Below are 18,988 nucleotides of genomic sequence, written 5' to 3'. Positions count from 1 at the left end.
TACTACTACTTTTGAAATGTTCATCAAATGGTGTTGCAATATATTTCCTATTATAGAGCCATTAAAAATATCCTTTTATAATGACATTTTTACGAGTAATTGTAGCCCAGAACTATTTGGTGTTTCCTTTACCTGAAGGACCGTTATTTAACCATTCTTGATATCCCTGAATATGTGTCGGTATTAACGTTTTAAATATCGAGGCAGATTTTGTATCGATATTTAATTCTAATTCCCTTGAAAATACAATTAAATTACAAGCTCTTGATATTTGCTTCAATACATTGGAATGACATGTAGTCTTATATTTTAATTTAGAGGATAATCCAATATTTAGTAGAAATTATTATTTGAGGAGATTAAATTCTTAAAGCATACTTACAACTTACGTCTATAGCATCTGTTTGTTTTTAGGATAACATTTAAAGCTAGTACAAGTTTAGTGATCATTCTGATAACTGTTGGTCAATGAATGAACATAATTAATAAGTAAGAACAGGGTATTAAAATTTATCAATAGGAGAGGGAATGGTTACAAGGTATTTACAAATGACTATTTTACTATGAAGTATGTTATTTATCAAAATTCAGAATATTTTAGGAGGGGTATTGTGGGAAATAAAGGTGAGATTTCGAAGTACCCTACACAAAGAACTGGTGGAGTGTGGTTAATCTACGTCGGCATCATAATTATTTTTTCAGCTCTTGTTGGGGGAGATTTATTAATACAACCTTTCATTTTAGGATTAGGTTACTTAGTTGGCTTTATAGCTATTCTTGGTTTACCATTTGTTAATAGAAAATTGGCATATGGTGAAAATACAAAGTTTCAGAATAAGATGGATAATTTATTCACTCTGTTAAATGTACTATTGTGTACAGCCTGTGGGTTTATCATCGGCTTCGATAATTTAAGGTTGTTTTGGTTAAGTATATTTATTGCAGTAGGCATTCACTTTTTCGGTTTTTACTTCTCGCAAGGTAAAATAATGATTCTTCTAGGTAGCTTCACAATTTTAAACGGAATTCTAGGTTTATTAATTATAGATGTGCCATTTCTCGTATTTGCCATTATTGATGGACTTTTAAAATTTATTATTGGTGTGAAACTAATCAATATGAGGCCTGTTAGCACTGAAGTTCCAATGGGACAATAGAAGGTTCAAGACTGGTATTTAGAAAGTAACAAATTAATTAGGTTGATCTTTAGCAATTAGTAGCGTTCAGCAAACATTTTTTTTGATAAAGAAACCGAGGTGGAAATTATCTCTATTCATAATCTAAAAAAATTAATTTAGTAACTAATACTTTATATTTTGATGAGGGACAATTTTCACGAGAGAAAACTACTTCTCCTATTAAGGTCAGAGAAGTGATTAATGAAAAGAAGATGCGATACAAGATCCAAAAATATGCGATGAAGATAAATATAGTTGTGGTAACAAGACACTAAAGTTAACTACTCTAAACATTAAATGGAGGAGAAATGTGGTTATAGATGAAAAATTATTAGAATTTGTTTTTATTTCTGCCTATTCTATTTTTTATTGTTTGTGTTGATTTAGTAAAAGTGATAAAAAATGATAGAGAAACATTCCGTCATACAATAATATGATCAATTTTAGTAGGGTTAATTGTTTTATCGATTTTGCTATTACATTAGGATTATTAATTAAACAAAAGGGTAGGAGAGTTTCTTTTGAAGTATATAGAATTTGGAATAGGAAACAAGTGGCTAATTAGGACAGAAACTGAATTAAGTGATGGTACTGAGTATGAGGAGAAAGGCATAGTAGGACCTATACAATTCAACTCTGTATATATACGGATCTGGGTAAGGAAGACAGTATATATAATTGATACAAAACAAGGTTTTAAAAAGACGAAAAAGAATCGAAATGAGTTGAAAATTATCTTTGGAATCGTTAGCCTTTAAATCATATGTTAGTAAAACCAAGGTAAGTCTTGATTATATGTAAAATAAAATTCACTACCTAGGGTTATAGCTAAACTACTTGTTCCTTCAAATCGAGTTTCCAATTAGAATATAATGCTATGAGTTTTGACCTCAATCAAAGCAGCTGACAAAATAAATAACATCCTAAATTTAATGGGTACTTTATATATGATTGTGTGTGATTGGAGAATGTTTAAACAAAAAAAGAGTACAGGTTTATAGTAAACTCAATGGACAATGTGGTTAAGATCAGAAACACCGACTTCACTTTAGAAATCGGTGTTTTCAGTCATGTTTTCTATTCAGAGCCTAAGTCAATCTCTTCAACTTCAACTGGTCCAGCATTTTCCCGTTCCTCTAAAAACTTAGCTAGTTCTTCATCAGACAAACTAGAACCGATTACTTCACCTGTTTCTTCATCTATCTCAATAGTGAAGAATTCTTGAGAAAATTCCTCAACTGACAAGCTAGAACCTGTTTCCTCGTCAATAGTCTCAATAGCATGCAGTTCGTAATTACCACTTGAAAGGTTACTGTCATTTAAATCATCAAGTAAATCTTGTGGAATTTCAGATAGATCAAATCCCATTGTACCATTTTCAAATTCCGTCGCATATGGCTCTAGTCTTTCGTCTAAATCTTGTGTTGTCTGTGCACCAGTCGCTGAGACTCCAATTAATCCACTCACCAATACTCCACCTGCTAATGTTAAAGATAATAAGTTCTTAATTTGAAACACTCCTTTAAAATAGTTTTTCTTACATGGTTATTTATACTACTTTAGCATGTAGTTCTCGTGTATTTTCTATGTGAAATTGTGTGAGGTCTATAGTCAACATTATTTTTGCTTCTTTTTACTAGAAAACATATGTGATACTGAGGTGACAAGTTGGAATCTCAAAAGAAATGGGATAAACTAACTAACCAAGAAAAGCGAGGATATGTTAGAACCTGTAGATAGTGATACTTTATAGGGGTGCACCATTTCAGAAATGATAATGAAAAGTGTCTTTCATTATGTTTTGAACAATATTGTATAAAACAAGAAATTATAGTAATCAAAATGGGTATTTAGTAGAAATTGAGGAGTTAAAACATAAGACCTTCACATTAAGAGAATCAAATTACATATGCAACGGGCATTTAATATACTCCTTTATTGAAAGATTATGTATTCATTATTTTATAATAACTTCTAATAAAAGCTCTATAATCAGAAAATCTTATGAAACATATTAAGAAGTGAGGTGATTAACTATAAGATCCTATCTACCGTAGGCCGTTGGACACGGAGGGTGAGAGGGTATGTATCTGCCAAAATTGACCTACTCCACTGTATGAAACTATGCACCCAAACAATCTAATTTATATATGTTACATCTCCTTAAAATATGTAACCTCCCTGTGCCGATCAGTAAAGGAGGCATGCTTAGGGAGGTTTATATGAGTGTAGTTGGCCGTACATTATGCTATGCAAATTATCTCTGTACGTACTAGGTAATACATACAAATCTAGATTTAAGAATTATGTACCCTCTCGAAGTTTTCGAGAGGTGCCTAATGGCAAGATATAAGGTATCAACTTATAGGAATAGAGTATGCAATATAATTTTGATTTTTTGTATTGTTGACTAGAAAATGGAAAATGTGTGTAGACCTATTGGGATATATACGCATTACCCCATGCATCAAATTGCAGTGAAGCATAACATGAAGTAATAATCATAATGGGGGTGATCTAATGGCAAATTATAAGGTATCAACATCACCTTGTGGTTGTAAGTCTATAGTCAAAGAAGAAGTAAAGCAAATTACCACTTGTGATTGTTGTACTATCGGAGCAAATTCTAACTATACTCAATATCTAGGTCAAGAAGTTTGCGTAAGAGGAATTAGTGGGAGTATATATGAATTTGAGGATGATTGGACGATTTCAAACTTTGTATTGCAAGGGACTGAGATAACTGTAAATGCACCACTCTCCATCACACTGTGTAATATAGAAGCAATCACTACTGGGGCATTGAAATAAACAATATTGAAAACATTTAGTTTTAAAGAAAACCACAACAGATATCATGTAGTATATCTGTTGTGGTGTTAGATGAAAATACAATACGGATATTGGGTTTCTGTATAGAGCTTCGCTGAAAAATAAGTACTTATCTTATTTCAACTGAAGGTTTTGAGGTTAGTATATCTAAAGTATGAACAGTGTTCTGAAAATTGATTCTTGAAATATATATTTTACTTGAATTTCAGTATTACAAATATCAATATGTTTATATAAATGAAAGAAGTTTAAAGCAACTTAAACAAAACCACTAGCCAATCTTGCTAAATAGCCTTTTAAGCCAAAATTACAATATTTAGTTATTTGGTATGATAATAATAACCAAATTTCCCCTTTATGCACTTTTATATATTTTGTTTTCCAAAGTAAAACGCTACTTTATTGTAGCGTTTTACTGCTTTTTTAGACTATAGTGTGAGAAGCTATAGGAATTAAAATAAGCATATTAAAAATCAAGATAGAATTTCTGGTAAACTTTTAAAAACATTTGGTTATGTAGGTGAAGTCCTTTATCATATGAAGAGTATATCCATTGATGAGATGAAATAAGAAAAGAAATATTCCACAAAATGGTGCTGTTAAGTTATAATACTGAAAGCGTCTTTCTTTATTTTTTGAGCAATATTATTGTAACCAGGAAATTTAAGTAACCGCAATGGACGTTTTGGTTAATTAAATGATACTTTGCATCCTTTATGATGTTCTAATATATAGGATTTGTAAATAGCAAACGTTTTTTTACATAAGGCGGAGAGCCAATTCATCCGGTATTAATTTGAGTTTAGATAAAACAACAATTTATTAAATTATTTTATCAAACTTTTTTATAGATACAATGAAAGATTGAAATTTAATACTAGAATGCTGAGGTGACTATTAAATGATTAAACGATTTTTCAGCTATTACCGACCTCACCGGAAGCTGTTCTATCTAGACTTCGTTTGTGCTGTGTTGGTTGGACTTTTGGAACTCGGCTTTCCTCTCGCAGTATCATGGTTTATTGATTCCCTATTACCTGAAGGAAATTGGAGTACCATTATAGCTGTCTCCATAGGTCTTCTTGTCCTCTATTTACTTAGTTCGGGCATGCAATTTGTAGTGAACTATTGGGGGCATAAGCTTGGAATTAATATTGAAACTGACATGAGACGAGAATTGTTTCACCATGTTCAAAAACAATCCTTCCGTTTCTTCGATAATACGAAAACTGGACATATTATGAGTAGAGTCACAAATGATTTAATGGACATTGGTGAGCTTGCTCACCATGGACCTGAAGACTTATTTATCGCTATTATGACGTTTATTGGAGCATTTTGGATTATGCTTACTATTAATGTAAAGCTTGCGTTAGTTGCAATTTTGATTGTGCCATTTTTAGTTTGGCTCATTTCCTATTCGAATATTAAAATGAATGCTGCTTGGACAAAAATGTATGGTAATATCGCAGAGGTGAACAGCAGAGTAGAGGACAGTGTTTCAGGATCTAGAGTTGTTCAATCATTTACAAATGAGTACTACGAAATTGAACGATTCAATAAAGACAATCAATTCTTTCGTAAATCTAAGCTAAAAGCATACAACACCATGAGTGTGAACCTTTCAGGAATCTATATTTCCACACGGCTAATGACGCTTCTCGTTCTAGTTTATGGTGCATGGTTAAGTTTTTCAGGCTCCCTATCTTATGGAGAGCTCGTTGCTTTTATTCTTTATATTAATATATTATTCAAACCAATTGACAAAATCTCTGCTCTCCTTGAACTATATCCAAAAGGAATGGCGGGCTTCAAACGATTTACAGAGCTTATGGATAGGGAACCGGATATCGAAGATCGTCCTAATGCAATAGATGTTTCAACATTACAAGGGGATATCACCTTTGACGAGGTGACGTTTGGATATGAGACGAATCGTCCAATTCTAATAGACTTATCCTTTACCATTCAAGCAGGACAGACCGTAGCGTTTGTAGGTCCTTCTGGGGCAGGAAAAACAACGATATGCTCCTTAATTCCTCGTTTCTATGATATTGAACAAGGAGCCATTACTATTGACGGCATTGATATAAGAGATATGACGAAGGAATCTCTTCGTTCACAAATTGGAATAGTACAACAGGATGTGTTCTTATTTACGGGTACACTTCGTGAAAATATTGCTTACGGAAAGCTATCAGCTACCCAAGAGGAGATCGAAGAGGCATCAAGACGTGCTCATTTGACAGATCTTATCGCCTCACTTCCGAATGGCTATGATACCCAAATCGGGGAGAGGGGTTTAAAGCTATCTGGAGGTCAAAAGCAGCGCTTGTCCATCGCCCGTATGTTCCTTAAGAATCCAAGAATACTAATTCTCGATGAAGCTACTTCTGCTCTAGACACAGAAACAGAAGCGATCATTCAAGAAGCCTTAAATGAATTGACCAAAGACCGTACTTCTTTAGTCATTGCTCACCGTTTAGCTACTATTCGTAAAGCAGACCGAATTTTAGTCGTCACAGAAAACGGAATAGCTGAGGATGGTACTCACGAAGAACTTTTATCTAGGGAGAATGGAATCTTCACAAGGCTCCATGCCCATCAACATGCAACCATTCTATAAAAAAAGCAAAATCCAAGCGAGCTGCATTTGTAGCGCATGGCTTTACTTGTATCGTGTGATAGGTTGAATAAGTCATTTACGCATCACAATGATTAAGAAGTCTATTAGTTTTTGACGAATGGACACCATAGATTGTTATTCACCAAAAAATATGGGCAATATCAGCCAGAAGATACAAACATTGAGGTATATAATAGAAAAAAGATGAATAAAAGCATGTCATCATATTAAATGACATGCTTTTAATCTTAGGTAATTTTATGGCTGGATACATGTGCCATTACTTGTGCAAATTGGTGGTGGATCACTAGTACCACCACCACCAGGCCCAGGATCAATAGTTATCGGATCAGCACTTGCACCAGAAACACCTGAACCTACTATAGTTAAAGTTAACGCTGTACTGAATAATAGTTTCTTGAGTTTCAAAAAAGTTACACCTCCTGTAATTGTCATATTACAGGTATTCTTTGTATATATTATAAATCCTCCAATAATATTGTGAATATTTTAAATTTTTATTATTTTATTTTTGACAAAACAGTTATTAGATAGCAATATATTTACTCAGTAGAATTAGTTGCTCACCATAAGTTCACCTTACTAACAGTCAAGCTGAAAATGTTATTCAGCAATATGGTGCTTGAAGGGAGTAAAAATTTCTAATCTCTCTAAACATTAATACTTGGGTATTGAGAATTACTTTTCTAGCTCCCTAAAGTAGATCAACGAAAAAAATGAATGATTGATCTCAAATTATAAAGGCGTGAACCTATATAAGTAGAGTATATATGAATTAAAAATAGGCTGGCTTAGAAAATGTTTTAAAACATTTTCAAGGCAACCTTTTTTATTGCAATCACACCTAGATATTAATCCGAAAACGCACTTGAATAATAAACGATACCTTGTACATTTTCAAGAGAGTTCTCTGTTATTTCCAGAGCCATATACACTTCATCAGGTACTTCAAATGGAGCTTTGATATTCCATAAACTAGCTGGTTTAAATCCAAACTTTGGATAATAGTCTTTATGTCCTAAAACAATTACTGAACCGTAGCCAAGCTCTTTTGCGTTTTTTAGTGCAGCATGAATTAATTGGCTCCCAATGCCTTTATTCTGATATTCCGGAACAACACAAAGTGGAGCTAGTGCCAAAGAATCGGCAGTGTTATCACCATCTCCAATTGTTATTTTAGATAACAGAATATGACCTACAATGTCATTGTTTTGATCTTTTGCAACTAATGAAAGTTCAGGAATAAATGCATTTGATTTTCTTATGCGATTTACAAGAATGTGTTCTTTCTTATCACCTACATTTAAAAATGCTCTTTTAACAATTTCTTCTGTCATATTATATTCTTTTGAAATTTCTTCTTTAATAACGATATCCATTTATAGTCTCCTCTTTTTTAGTGAATTATATCTTCTCTATTATTCTATAAATGGCACTTTCTCAATGAACGAAGTCACTAAGAACGTTTACATACCCTGCTCAAACATAAGTTTAGCAAACAAAAACCTCCAATTTTTAGTATGTACCCATCTTACAATGTGATGTTGTACCTGTCTAGCTTCAGTGTATTTATATCATATTGTTAAAAAAATATTATTCCGAAAAATGACGCCTTTCTACATTAAATAAGAGATTGCTGAAGGTCGAAGAAAATATTAGAAATGAAATTTGTAATTAGCGTAACCATGTTAGCTTAATAATCCTCTATGGTAAGATAAAATTTAGCATATAAATTTAGGAGATTAGGAGAATAAGATAATATTTAATCAATAGTATTCTTAATGAAGAATACCAATAATGGATAAGAGTTAGTATTTAGAAAGAAAAATAACTGAGGAGTGGTTTTATGTCCAGTACATTTCTAAAGAATATTACCCCGACATTGATCGAATGGCGGCGTAGTTTGCACGCTTTACCTGAATTGGGATTTATGGAATACATCACTACATACAGACTAGGAAAAGAGCTAGAGAAGATGGGGTTTAACCTTTATATTGGCAAAGAAGTACTCCTAGAAGGCTCACGTATGGGGGTGCCTTCCATCGCTGATCTTGAGTCACATGAGAAAAAGGCTTTAGACTGGGGTGTAGAAGAGTCGTGGCTAGATAAAATGCGGGGAGGCAATACAGGACTTGTTGCGACATGGGACTCAGGTAAAAAGGGTGAGCATATTGGATTTCGATTTGATATAGACGCATTACCGATAAACGAATCCACCGATTTAACGCATCTGCCTTCAAAGAATAAATTTGTTTCTAATGAAGAAAACGTTATGCACGCTTGTGGTCATGACGGGCATGCAGCTATTGGACTGGGGGTGGCAAAGTATATTTCATCTCATAATGACGAGCTAAAAGGTAGATTTACTCTTCTATTCCAGCCAGCTGAAGAAGGAGGGAGAGGGGCTAGAGCAATGACTGCTAAAGGGTGGCTCGATGATGTCGATTATTTTTATTCCGGACACATAGGCATTCAATCATTACCCGTTGGCACGATTGCAGCAACAACACAAGGTTTTCTTGCTTCAACCAAATTCAATGTCTATTTTAAAGGAGTTTCCTCTCATGCTGGCATGAATCCAGAGCTTGGAAAAAATGCGTTATTAGCTGCAACAACTGCTGCTAATCATCTGTATGGAATCCCGCGCCACCATGATGGTATAACCCGCGTGAATGTAGGGAGAATGACTGCTGGAAGCGGGCGGAACATTATCCCAGAGGACAGCTATATGGAAATAGAAGTACGGGGAGAAACGGCTCAGATTGCAGTTTATATGGCTGAGAAAGCTACACAGATTATTCAAGCGGCAGCACATATGCATGATGTTTCCTACACGATTGAGGAAGTAGGCGTTACAGAAGTAGTTGTTTGTGATGATGCACTCATACCAACAATAACTGATTGGTGTTCGTCAAGTGAGTTTATTAAAGAAGTATTGCCAGTAGTGTCAGTGTCTGGCTCAGAAGATGTCAGCTTCATGATGAATCGAGTACAAGAGCATGGGGGAAAAGCTACATATATGCTCTTTGGCACTGAACTTGATTATCCTCATCATCACCCTCGATTTAATTTCCAGGAAGAAACTTTATTAGCTGCGACTGAGGCATATATTTGTATTTTAAATGGGGGATCTAGAGATGTTTGAAAAACAAAATTATTATAGGTGTAGGACTACTACAAAAGTCGTTTTCAGCATATCACCGCCTTCTGAGCACTTTATGTGAAGTACTAAAATATGTATGAAAAGTAAGTTGCCTTTTGATATTTTTAAAATCTCCATAAAAGTGTTTAGTTAATAGAAATAATTTTGTCAGGAATAACACTGATACAATCATGTTTAGAAAAAGCCTAATTTCTCAATTATCATACTGAGAGGTCGGGCTTTTTAGTATGTATTGTTTATTAACGTTGTATTCCGTATTCTCCTGAAGCTAACCGCAAGTGATTCAATTAATAATCTTTAATTTCCTAGATTATTCGGTTGTCTCCCATGTCCCAATTTCGATAGCGGTTTAAATTTGTTACTTAAGTCACCACCAGAAATGACTTAAGCTACATGTTTAAAATATAAAACCTCCTTATGATAAACAATATAGGATCCAAAACAATGAATATTTACTAAGTTTGGCATCATACATGTACTGTCTTAAATCTATTTTTTGATCAATATCAATGATATTTTTCTACCAAACCTAAAATTAGCACACTATACTTGATATTTCACGGTTATCGATAACTTTCAACAATTAATCATATCACTAATATAAATATTCATTATAAGGAGAGGATTTTTTTGACACCTTCAGTAAATAGTTCACTATTTAAAAATATTACTATTAATTCTCCAGTAGATCTTGTTTGGCACGCATGGACGATTTCTGATAGAGTGTCTAAATGGTTTGCACCAAAAGCTGTAATTGAACTGAAAAAAGGTGGAGCATTTGAGTTATATTTTGAATCTAGGGATATTGAATGTATGAATACAAAAGGCTGTAAAATAAAGAGATTTGTACCTAAACAACAGTTAGAATTCACTTGGAAAGGTCCTGATCAATTTGCCTCCATTATGAACAATCAAGATGATCTCACACTTGTAAATATACTTTTTGAAAAAGAAGAAGAGAAAACTAACATTTTAGTTGAACATTATGGATGGGGGTACGGAGAATTTTGGGAAGAAGCATATAAATGGCATGAGAAAGCATGGCAAGATGTCCTCGGAAGCCTTAAATCTGCATTAGAGAAAGGGAAAGGCGAGCTTTGTTGTCAACCAGAATAAACAGATTACATATAGTAAAATATTACATTGGAAAATCAAGTGATATAAAAAATATATTATTTGAGAGGAATTTATAAACATGAAATTAACTAAGAAACTATTTATGTCATTAATCATAGCAATAACAATGTTGTTATCAGTATCATTGTTACCTAGCTTTGCTGAAGGTAGCTGGGACAAAGTTTCTACAATGCCTACTGAACGAATAAATTTAGGGGTTGAAATAGTAAATGGGAAAATATATGCTATTGGAGGTTCGAATGCTAACGGGGACTTAGATACTGTTGAAGAATATGATCCGGAAACAAACACGTGGGAAATGCGAGCGAGTATGCCAACAAATAGATACGCATTTGAGGTTGCGACAGTAAAGAGGAAAATATATGCTATTGGAGGCTTTAATTCTATTGGGGATTTAAATACTGTTGAAGAATATGATCCGGAAACAAATACGTGGGAAACGCGAGCGAGCATGCCAACAAATAGATACGCATATGAAGCTGCAACAGTAAATGAGAAAATATATGCTATTGGAGGCTTTAATAATACCGGTGAATATTTAGATACTGTTGAAGTATATGATCCGGAAACAGCCATGTGGGAAACAAAAACGAGTATGCCAACAAATAGATACGCATTTGAAGTAGTAACAGTAAATGGGAAAATATATGCTATTGGAGGCTATCGATATAATAATATTATCGCAAAATTTTTAGATACTGTTGAAGAATATGATCCAGAAATAGACACGTGGGAAACAAAAACGAGTATGCCAACAAATAGATATGGATTAGAAGTTGTAACAGTAAATGGGAAAATATATGCTATTGGAGGCTATAATAATAATGGTGAATATTTAGATACCGTTGAAGAATATAATCCGGAAACGAACACGTGGGTAACAAAAACAAGTATGCCAACAAATAGATACGCATTTGAAGTTGTAAAATCAAATGGGAAAATATATGTTATTGGAGGCTTTAATAATGTCGGTGAATATTTAGATACTGTTGAAGAATATGATCCGAAAACAAACAGGTGGGAAACAAAAACGAGTATGCCAACAAATAGATATGCATTTGAAGTTGTAGCAACAGACGGGAAAATCTATACTATAGGCGGAACAAATGGTGTTAATTCATATGTTAATTTAGTAGAAGCTTATACACTAGCTTATGAACCAGTCAAAACAAACCCTACCAAACTATTAGCAAATTCAGGAGGCTCACTACTAACTCTTATACACAGGTGCTGAAAAACTAAATTGTGTAACGACTCACAACATCAAGTGGCACATATAAACTAGATAGTAAAGTTTTATAGATACAAAAGTATGATGTTATAACATCATTTATCAGGAAGAGCCAACAATTAACATAAAATATACTTAATTGAAAGTGTAATAGATATAAATAGAGAGCTGCTAATGGGCAAAGAGAGCTCCTTAGCAGCTATAGACAAATTTAGTGATGTGCTTTTTCTTTCATTGCTTTATTCCCATTAACATAGCCACCTATAAAAAAGGATTCAGCTTCAGAAGGTGGTCTTTTATATGTAGCGGTAAATTTCCTTTTTGCTTCTTCAACCGAAGTACCCTTTTCTACTATATTTCCAGTGGATTTTAATTGATGCCAAAACCCGTCCATTTCTTCTTTATCACAAATACTTTCATGAGAACAAAAATAGTATTCGATATCATTTTTCTCAATTTTATCTATCATTGGAAATAATTTTTCTTTTGTAAAAACATAATCACCGTTATACCTTCCGTTATAGACACAGTCCCCTAAGAAAATTACTTTTTCCTCAGGAATATAAATAACTGTTGATTCCAGAGTATGATCTCCTCCAACATCGTTTATGATGCAATTAATGCCACCTAAATCTATTGCCATGCTTCCTTTATATGTTATATCCAAGTCTCCTATAAGGAAGCTATCCCTTTCTGGAATTTCTTTCTTTATACAACTAATCTCAAATTCATTTAAGATACCATTCTGAAGGTATACTTCTAAAGAAGCATCATCCCACTTCATATTTCTCATTTCTTCTAGTTTTATTTTCGTATTTTCATGACCTATAGTTGTTAAATTCATCTCTTTTATACCGAATACGTGATCGAAATGCCAGTGAGTGATTACTAAATATTTGACTGGTGGAATATTCAAAGATTTTACTTCGGCTAAAAACTCTTTAGCATGTTGTGGAGAATTTCCTGAATCAACAATTAAACTGTATTTATCACCGCATACAAGTCCTAATATAGGTCTGTCAGTGTCATTATTATGAGGCATGTAATAAATTCTCTCTGTTAGTTTTTTAAGCATGTTCTTTCCCCTTTTTTAAAATGATAAACTTCCAAGTATATAATTTGGAAATCTATTCATTTTATTTTAATACTTAGATGAAACAAATAACACCATTTTTACAAAAAAGTTATCTTATTTCCTCCAAATGGATACTTAGCTTAATAGTTATTATATAAAAAAAACACTGACAACATTATGTCAGCGTTCTAACAAAAAAATGCTGTAGATGACTAATTAATGTAAGGAGCTTTCTCGCTGGTTTACCCTTCAATTATTATCAATATATTCATATAAACGTAAGAAAAGCATAGCATTTTAAAGAATACTACATACTAATCTCCCTAAATCATCTCTCAAGACAAAATCACACTTTTTAGTATTTTGGTATGATAATAGTAACCAAATTTCCCCTTTATGCACTTATATATAGCATATTTTGCCTAGTAAAACGGTACTTTTTGGTAGCGTTTTACTACTATTTTAAGGCTAAAGTGGATAAGGTGAGAGAAGGGAGAGGAATTAAAATAAAGAATATTAAACAGTATGATAAAATTTCTGGTGAACTTTTAAAAGCTCTTGGATATGTAGATGAAACTCTAAATAACAGAGGTAACAAATCAATCGACGAAATAAGAAAAGCAGAGTATCTTTTAGATAGAATCCAACAAGATTTATCAATAATGCAATTAGCTCTTAATAGAAGAAAAAAAATCACTAACCAAGGTAGAATTGCTAAATGAGGTGACAAAGTTGAGTAACAATATTAAAAAGCCTGAGCTAAAAGGTTGGCTTTTTTGGGTCATAGCTTTAACACTTGTAGTTGTGATTACGGGATCATTAAAATAAGTAAAACCCTAAGGGAAGAAAAATATCAGGGTTTTACTTATTTTTATTTACTTCATTGAAACTTTACATCCTCCCAGATCATTTTCTAACTTCCATCAAATGAGTGTGTGCACTAGTCTTCTTACAACCCTCCAAGTCGGATTGCATAGGTTTAGCAAAATGTTATCAAAAGAATTAACATGAGCTAATATTTATACTAACGTCATTCTCTCTGTTTTACGTTAACTGAAAGAGCACTTAATATCTATTCTCATCAATCTGTCTAAAAGCACATTCAACGCCAAAAAAATAATAGGATCTCCTTAAGATGTAGTCATGATATTGTTATCTAAGTTTGGCTTCAAATAGTTTGAAGAATGGAGGAATGAACTTATCAATTTTGCCAGATGTTTGAATATTACACTTAACAACAACCTTAAATAATATTTCAGCAATAGATACAAAAATAATAGTTACTACTGATATAATTCTACTATAAGCTAATACCATCTAATAGATATAAATTAGCATATATAACTTATCAAAATGTACATACAGCAACAGTGATGGATTCAATAGCGTATTCTGTATTTACAACAGTCCAAGAAGGTACTAGTGAACGCTTTACACCAAATGGGTTAGTAGCGTATATTGGAAAAGGTACCGAGGGTTCTGAGTCAACCGTTTTTGTTGATGTTGAGATAATCCGATAGCTATAAGATTCACAACAATGAGAGGGTTCTTTTCCTGTAAACACAAAAAATGAAGCACTTTAAGCTGAAGGATTAATAATTTTGTACATATGTAGGCAATCGTCTGAGGGTCTTTATTGCCGATATTGTTAACAAAAATACGTATAAACTTATTATTCATTTTTTGAGCTTGAAAGATGAATAACCTTAGTATAAAACATTAATAGTTATAGCATATTGATTAATAGAATTCATTAGGAGAGTTATTAAAACAACTGGAGAAATTCTGAAGAAAACTAAAAGAAAGGCACAAAATGACCATGTCAAAAATAAGCAACCTTGAATTTACACCACTAGAAACAAAAAACTTATATTTAAAATTATTAACTCTAGATGACGCAGCAGAGGTTTATAAACATTTCAGAGACGAAAATATTACAAGATATATGGATATTGAACCATGCAAGGATTTAAAAGAAGCTAAAGAAATAATTCAGTTTCATATTGATGATTCTGGATGTCGATGGGGTATATATACCAAGAGTAATAATGAATTCGTAGGAACTTGTGGGTTTCATTATTTAAGACAGTCTCATAATATACTTATTGCTGAGATTGGATTTGATTTATCTAGTGATTATTGGGGAAAAGGGATAATGTTTGAAGTGTTGCAGGAAATAATTAAATATGGATTTGAATATATGAAGTTAGATGTGATTGATGCTACAGTGGAACAACAGAATGAAAGATCACAACGATTGATGAATAAATTAGGCTTTATAAAAGTACCAAAATTACAAGATAATCTAATCTACTTTTATCTGAACAAGGAAGACATATTTATTACAAAATAATGACACATAAACGATAAATAGTCCGTTAAATTCTAAATACCATTAATTGGTGTTAATTAGAAAACGAGAATTTATGTTTATTGGGATAATAGGTTTACATAATTGAAATAAATCCATCCCAAGCAGGTAGTAGCACCTAAAATGATTATAAAGTAGCTACTTATTGTTTTACAATTGCAGCCACTTTCCCCTTCATATTCTTTTTTGTTCTTTCCAAATTATATGTCTTTAATTTTTGGTAGGGCTTTCTTATTGAGTGGTGCAATAAACTATTGGGCATATAAAAAAAGAAAGGTATGTCAGCCGGAAGCTTATGGGACGATGAAAAACTAGACCCTTTTTTATATTTAAAACACAATACCTAATGAGAAGATTTTTTGTACTGATGGCCAAGTTAAAATTAATTCCAAATGACACATATCTGAATTGAGGATATGCGTCATTTTTATTTTTAGAGCGATATAGTTAAATAACTGTATAGTTTAAACTGATAATGGTTAAAAGAATTGTTATTAAGAGCAAAGTTGTTGAATAAGATTTTTTAGAAGACAGTAAAAAGTGTTCTACGTAGTTTGAAAATGAGCATCTCATTGAGGCTTTCTAGAAACCACATGAACTGAAATAGAGAGTATGGTCGTGGATCTAGAAGGAAATTTATGCTTTTGGGGGTATGACAAAATGGCTGAAGTAATTTATCATGTTGCAGTGTCATTAGATAACTTTATTGCTGATCAAGGGATGTTAACGGGGAATCTTGAGGAAACTCTGTTTTTATTTGAAGGAGATCATGTCCCTGATTTTCTAACAGATATTCAACAATTTGAATCATTATTGATGGGTGGAAAAACATATGAATTTGGATTTAAATTTGGAAATAAACCGGGTGAACCTAGCTATAGGGGCATAAAACATTACATTTTTTCAAGCTCTTTGCAGTTTGAATCCAATGAGGAAGTCGAGCTTATCAAAGAAGATTCTATTGACTTTATCAAGGATCTAAAGCAGCAAGAGAACTGCAAAATTTGGCTATGTGGAGGTGGGGAATTAGCGGGATCGTTGATTAAACATCAACTCATTGATCAATTAGTACTAAAGATTAATCCTATTATAGTTGGCGAAGGAATTTCATTGTTCGGTAACATTAAGCCTTGTTTTAAATTAGAATTAGTGGATATGAAACAATATTCTAATGGAATTATTAAACCTACTTACAATATTATTTATACTTAAAAAACTTACTGTATCGTAACCATTTAATCACTATAAGAGTGATTAAACAATTTTACACATTCTAGTCGGGATAATTATAATGTTAGCTGTGGTACATGTTCTGGATCTGTTGGTTGCCTAGCACAACAATTAACTTAAGCAAGTGTATATGATGGATATCCATTTAGATGGAAACAAAAAAATTATTAGAGTTTGATTAAAAGCTGATGGATCACATAAGGAAACAGTGTATCTATAGGAATGAATGTTGACAACAGACTGGCAGTATTCTTATGATAAACGATTTACTACTATGGCAGAGTGAAGCTGTTGGTCTTGTATCTGGTGACTAAAAATGGAACAAATGTGATCTTATAAGTAATAAGATCTATCATATGTAGCAAAAGTATTATTAAAATCGTAGGTGAACAATACCTGCGGTTTTTGTTTGAACAGGTCTGAATCCAGCCATTTAATCGAAGGACATAAAATTTATTCACAATAAACAACTTAACTTAAGAAAGAGGCTGGGACAAAACCCAATTAAAATGAAGAAACCGCACGAAATCAAATTTATAAACCTTGATTTCGTGCGGTTTTTTTTGCGTAATGTATAAAAACCAGTTAGTTTTCCACTTATGTCCCAGCCTATAAATAGTACTAATTATTAAAATGCACGACTAGCTACATGTCCTTGAAAGTTCAAAGTGTCTGTAACTCGTATTCGTTGAATCTCGCTTAACTCAGATAAAGGGAACCATTTATGTTCAGAGTGCTAAGTGCTGAGTATAATCTTGGCATCCTGTGGAATAGAACAACGGAAAATTGCAGCCTGGGTATTGATTATACTATGGTAATAAACTCCTGTTAATACAGCATCTTCAACATCTACTCCAAGTTCTTCTCTACATTCACGAAATAACGCTTAATGAATAGTTTCTCCAGGTTCAACACTCCCGCCTGGTAAGCTCCACCCTTTATTCCCATATGTTCGCTTTAATAGGAGAACATTACCTTCCGAATTAAATATTATTGCATGAGAACCAAATCTAAAAGTATCATTGAAAGCCATGTTTTTCCCCCGTCGTAAGTCTTCGTTAGATTTTTACTAGTTATCTATTCTACACAAGTACTGTATAATCCTTTGCTTATCAAAATCAGCAAACCTTGTGAAAAGAATAAATGAATTATTACTACTTCTTCAATGCTTTTATGGCCATTTTTGTAACATTTACATGACCTCATCCGTATTACATATATAAAATGCTATTTCATTAACAAATGGCGGAGCAGTATCGTAACGCAACATTAGACTAAAACAAGGTAGGAGTTGAAATGATGCCTTTATGGTTATTTGTCGTAGGTATATTTGGTGGGTTACTATGCTTAGGTTTTATTATTGATTATAGGGCTAAGAAAAAGAATAGAAGAATTGAACCAGAAGAGGGAATAAGAAATGCTTCGAGTTCTCAGCAAATCTATACTGAACAATATCTTGACCAAGAAAGAAAAAATACAGGATACGATAATTTACATTAAATATAAATATAAAGCTGCTCTAAGTTGAGGGGAAAATATTTGAAAAAGACAAGTATGACATTATCAATGATGTTAGTAGTATTAACATCTTGTTCTAAGTAAGAAATTATTACATATGAATACAAATTTAACGGAGAAGGGGAATATTGGAAAGGTACATTTATTACAGCTGGTACACAAATTTGGGGAATTGAAAAGGGACAGCTCACTTATGATCATGAAGATAATGAAGAATTTATGTTGGAGTATATGGGAGAACCTAATGAGATTTTACAAATAGAGTCTCTAGAATATAGCTATACAACATCTTCGGGAGGTCATAATAGTAGAAGAACGTTTACTGAGCCACCAACTGAGCATATATTTACTTCAGCTAGTTCTTCAAAAGGTGGTGCAAAAGTTCAAGAGAATGAAATAATACAAGTTACTGTAAAATGGGATCAGCTTGAAGAAGAATTTGTACTAATTAATGACAATAATTAACCTTTTTTATGAAGGAGTAGCTTTGTATCAAAAAAATACGTAACTAAATTTCATTTTGGCTGTGGTTTTATATTGATCACAATGTTATGTGAAAGAATGTATAGTTGTCATGCATCCAACACAAAATATCGTTACTACAAT

18 protein-coding genes are annotated in these 18,988 nt (G+C 32.8%); 13 read left to right on the top strand and 5 right to left on the bottom strand.

The genetic code is table 11. From position 1 onward, the window contains the following. Positions 1-611: 611 nt before the first annotated feature. Both SLH48_RS18240 and SLH48_RS18235 read left to right on the top strand, forming a co-directional pair. Entirely contained in the window at positions 612-1,157 is a 546-nt protein-coding gene (locus SLH48_RS18240; protein ID WP_320259318.1) for a DUF6609 family protein, read from the top strand. A gap of 542 nt (positions 1,158-1,699) precedes the next feature. Next, on the top strand, positions 1,700-1,936 hold the full coding sequence (locus tag SLH48_RS18235; RefSeq protein WP_320259317.1) for a DUF3977 family protein: 237 nt from the start codon (positions 1,700-1,702) through the stop codon (positions 1,934-1,936). 319 nt (positions 1,937-2,255) lie between these two features. Here the strand turns inward: SLH48_RS18235 and SLH48_RS18230 are convergent, their stop codons facing one another. Next, positions 2,256-2,645, bottom strand: coding sequence for a hypothetical protein (locus tag SLH48_RS18230; RefSeq protein WP_320259316.1), 390 nt, complete (start codon positions 2,643-2,645; stop codon positions 2,256-2,258). Between the two features lie 1,053 nt (positions 2,646-3,698). Here SLH48_RS18230 and SLH48_RS18225 point away from each other — a divergent pair. Both SLH48_RS18225 and SLH48_RS18220 read left to right on the top strand, forming a co-directional pair. Further along, positions 3,699-3,989 (top strand): hypothetical protein, encoded by a 291-nt coding sequence (locus SLH48_RS18225; protein WP_320259315.1) that lies wholly within the window; start codon positions 3,699-3,701, stop codon positions 3,987-3,989. Positions 3,990-4,911: 922 nt separating this feature from the next. Next, a complete protein-coding gene (locus tag SLH48_RS18220; RefSeq protein ID WP_320259314.1) occupies positions 4,912-6,636 on the top strand; it encodes an ABC transporter ATP-binding protein in 1,725 nt (574 codons plus the stop codon). A gap of 258 nt (positions 6,637-6,894) precedes the next feature. On the opposite strand, the gene SLH48_RS18215 is transcribed toward SLH48_RS18220, so the two are convergent. Together SLH48_RS18215 and SLH48_RS18210 are read right to left on the bottom strand one after the other, a co-directional pair. Beyond that, positions 6,895-7,065 carry a hypothetical protein gene (locus SLH48_RS18215; RefSeq protein WP_320259313.1) on the bottom strand — a complete coding sequence of 57 codons (171 nt, stop codon included), beginning with the start codon at positions 7,063-7,065 and terminating at the stop codon, positions 6,895-6,897. Between the two features lie 443 nt (positions 7,066-7,508). Next, complete coding sequence (locus tag SLH48_RS18210) at positions 7,509-8,036, bottom strand: N-acetyltransferase (RefSeq protein WP_320259312.1); 528 nt, start codon at positions 8,034-8,036, stop codon at positions 7,509-7,511. Positions 8,037-8,503: 467 nt separating this feature from the next. Between SLH48_RS18210 and SLH48_RS18205 the strand changes: the two genes are divergently transcribed. The 3 genes from SLH48_RS18205 to SLH48_RS18195 all read left to right on the top strand — a co-directional run bounded on the left by SLH48_RS18205 (position 8,504) and on the right by SLH48_RS18195 (position 12,191). After that, positions 8,504-9,802 (top strand): amidohydrolase, encoded by a 1,299-nt coding sequence (locus SLH48_RS18205; protein WP_320259311.1) that lies wholly within the window; start codon positions 8,504-8,506, stop codon positions 9,800-9,802. 648 nt (positions 9,803-10,450) lie between these two features. Further along, complete coding sequence (locus tag SLH48_RS18200; protein WP_320259310.1) at positions 10,451-10,936, top strand: SRPBCC domain-containing protein; 486 nt, start codon at positions 10,451-10,453, stop codon at positions 10,934-10,936. A 79-nt stretch (positions 10,937-11,015) separates the two neighbouring features. After that, positions 11,016-12,191 carry a Kelch repeat-containing protein gene (locus SLH48_RS18195; protein WP_320259309.1) on the top strand — a complete coding sequence of 392 codons (1,176 nt, stop codon included), beginning with the start codon at positions 11,016-11,018 and terminating at the stop codon, positions 12,189-12,191. Positions 12,192-12,399: 208 nt separating this feature from the next. On the opposite strand, the gene SLH48_RS18190 is transcribed toward SLH48_RS18195, so the two are convergent. Further along, positions 12,400-13,263, bottom strand: coding sequence for an MBL fold metallo-hydrolase (locus tag SLH48_RS18190; RefSeq protein ID WP_320259308.1), 864 nt, complete (start codon positions 13,261-13,263; stop codon positions 12,400-12,402). 482 nt (positions 13,264-13,745) lie between these two features. On the opposite strand from SLH48_RS18190, the gene SLH48_RS18185 reads away from it, so the two are divergent. From SLH48_RS18185 to SLH48_RS18170, 4 genes are all read left to right on the top strand, one after another. After that, entirely contained in the window at positions 13,746-13,985 is a 240-nt protein-coding gene (locus SLH48_RS18185) for a hypothetical protein (protein WP_320259307.1), read from the top strand. A gap of 651 nt (positions 13,986-14,636) precedes the next feature. Continuing rightward, entirely contained in the window at positions 14,637-14,783 is a 147-nt protein-coding gene (locus SLH48_RS18180; RefSeq protein WP_320259306.1) for a hypothetical protein, read from the top strand. A gap of 293 nt (positions 14,784-15,076) precedes the next feature. Then, positions 15,077-15,616 carry a GNAT family N-acetyltransferase gene (locus SLH48_RS18175; RefSeq protein ID WP_320259305.1) on the top strand — a complete coding sequence of 180 codons (540 nt, stop codon included), beginning with the start codon at positions 15,077-15,079 and terminating at the stop codon, positions 15,614-15,616. Between the two features lie 678 nt (positions 15,617-16,294). Next, a complete protein-coding gene (locus SLH48_RS18170; protein ID WP_320259304.1) occupies positions 16,295-16,846 on the top strand; it encodes a dihydrofolate reductase family protein in 552 nt (183 codons plus the stop codon). Positions 16,847-17,750: 904 nt separating this feature from the next. On the opposite strand, the gene SLH48_RS18165 is transcribed toward SLH48_RS18170, so the two are convergent. Then, a complete protein-coding gene (locus tag SLH48_RS18165) occupies positions 17,751-17,897 on the bottom strand; it encodes an NUDIX hydrolase (protein WP_320259303.1) in 147 nt (48 codons plus the stop codon). Positions 17,898-18,163: 266 nt separating this feature from the next. On the opposite strand from SLH48_RS18165, the gene SLH48_RS18160 reads away from it, so the two are divergent. Continuing rightward, on the top strand, positions 18,164-18,364 hold the full coding sequence (locus SLH48_RS18160) for a hypothetical protein (protein WP_320259302.1): 201 nt from the start codon (positions 18,164-18,166) through the stop codon (positions 18,362-18,364). A 240-nt stretch (positions 18,365-18,604) separates the two neighbouring features. After that, a complete protein-coding gene (locus tag SLH48_RS18155; RefSeq protein WP_320259301.1) occupies positions 18,605-18,847 on the top strand; it encodes a hypothetical protein in 243 nt (80 codons plus the stop codon). Positions 18,848-18,988 lie beyond the last annotated feature (141 nt).

This window comes from Cytobacillus sp. IB215316 (assembly GCF_033963865.1).
GTDB lineage: Bacteria > Bacillota > Bacilli > Bacillales > SM2101 > Nanhaiella > Nanhaiella sioensis.
This window is presented reverse-complemented; position numbering and strand designations above follow the sequence as displayed.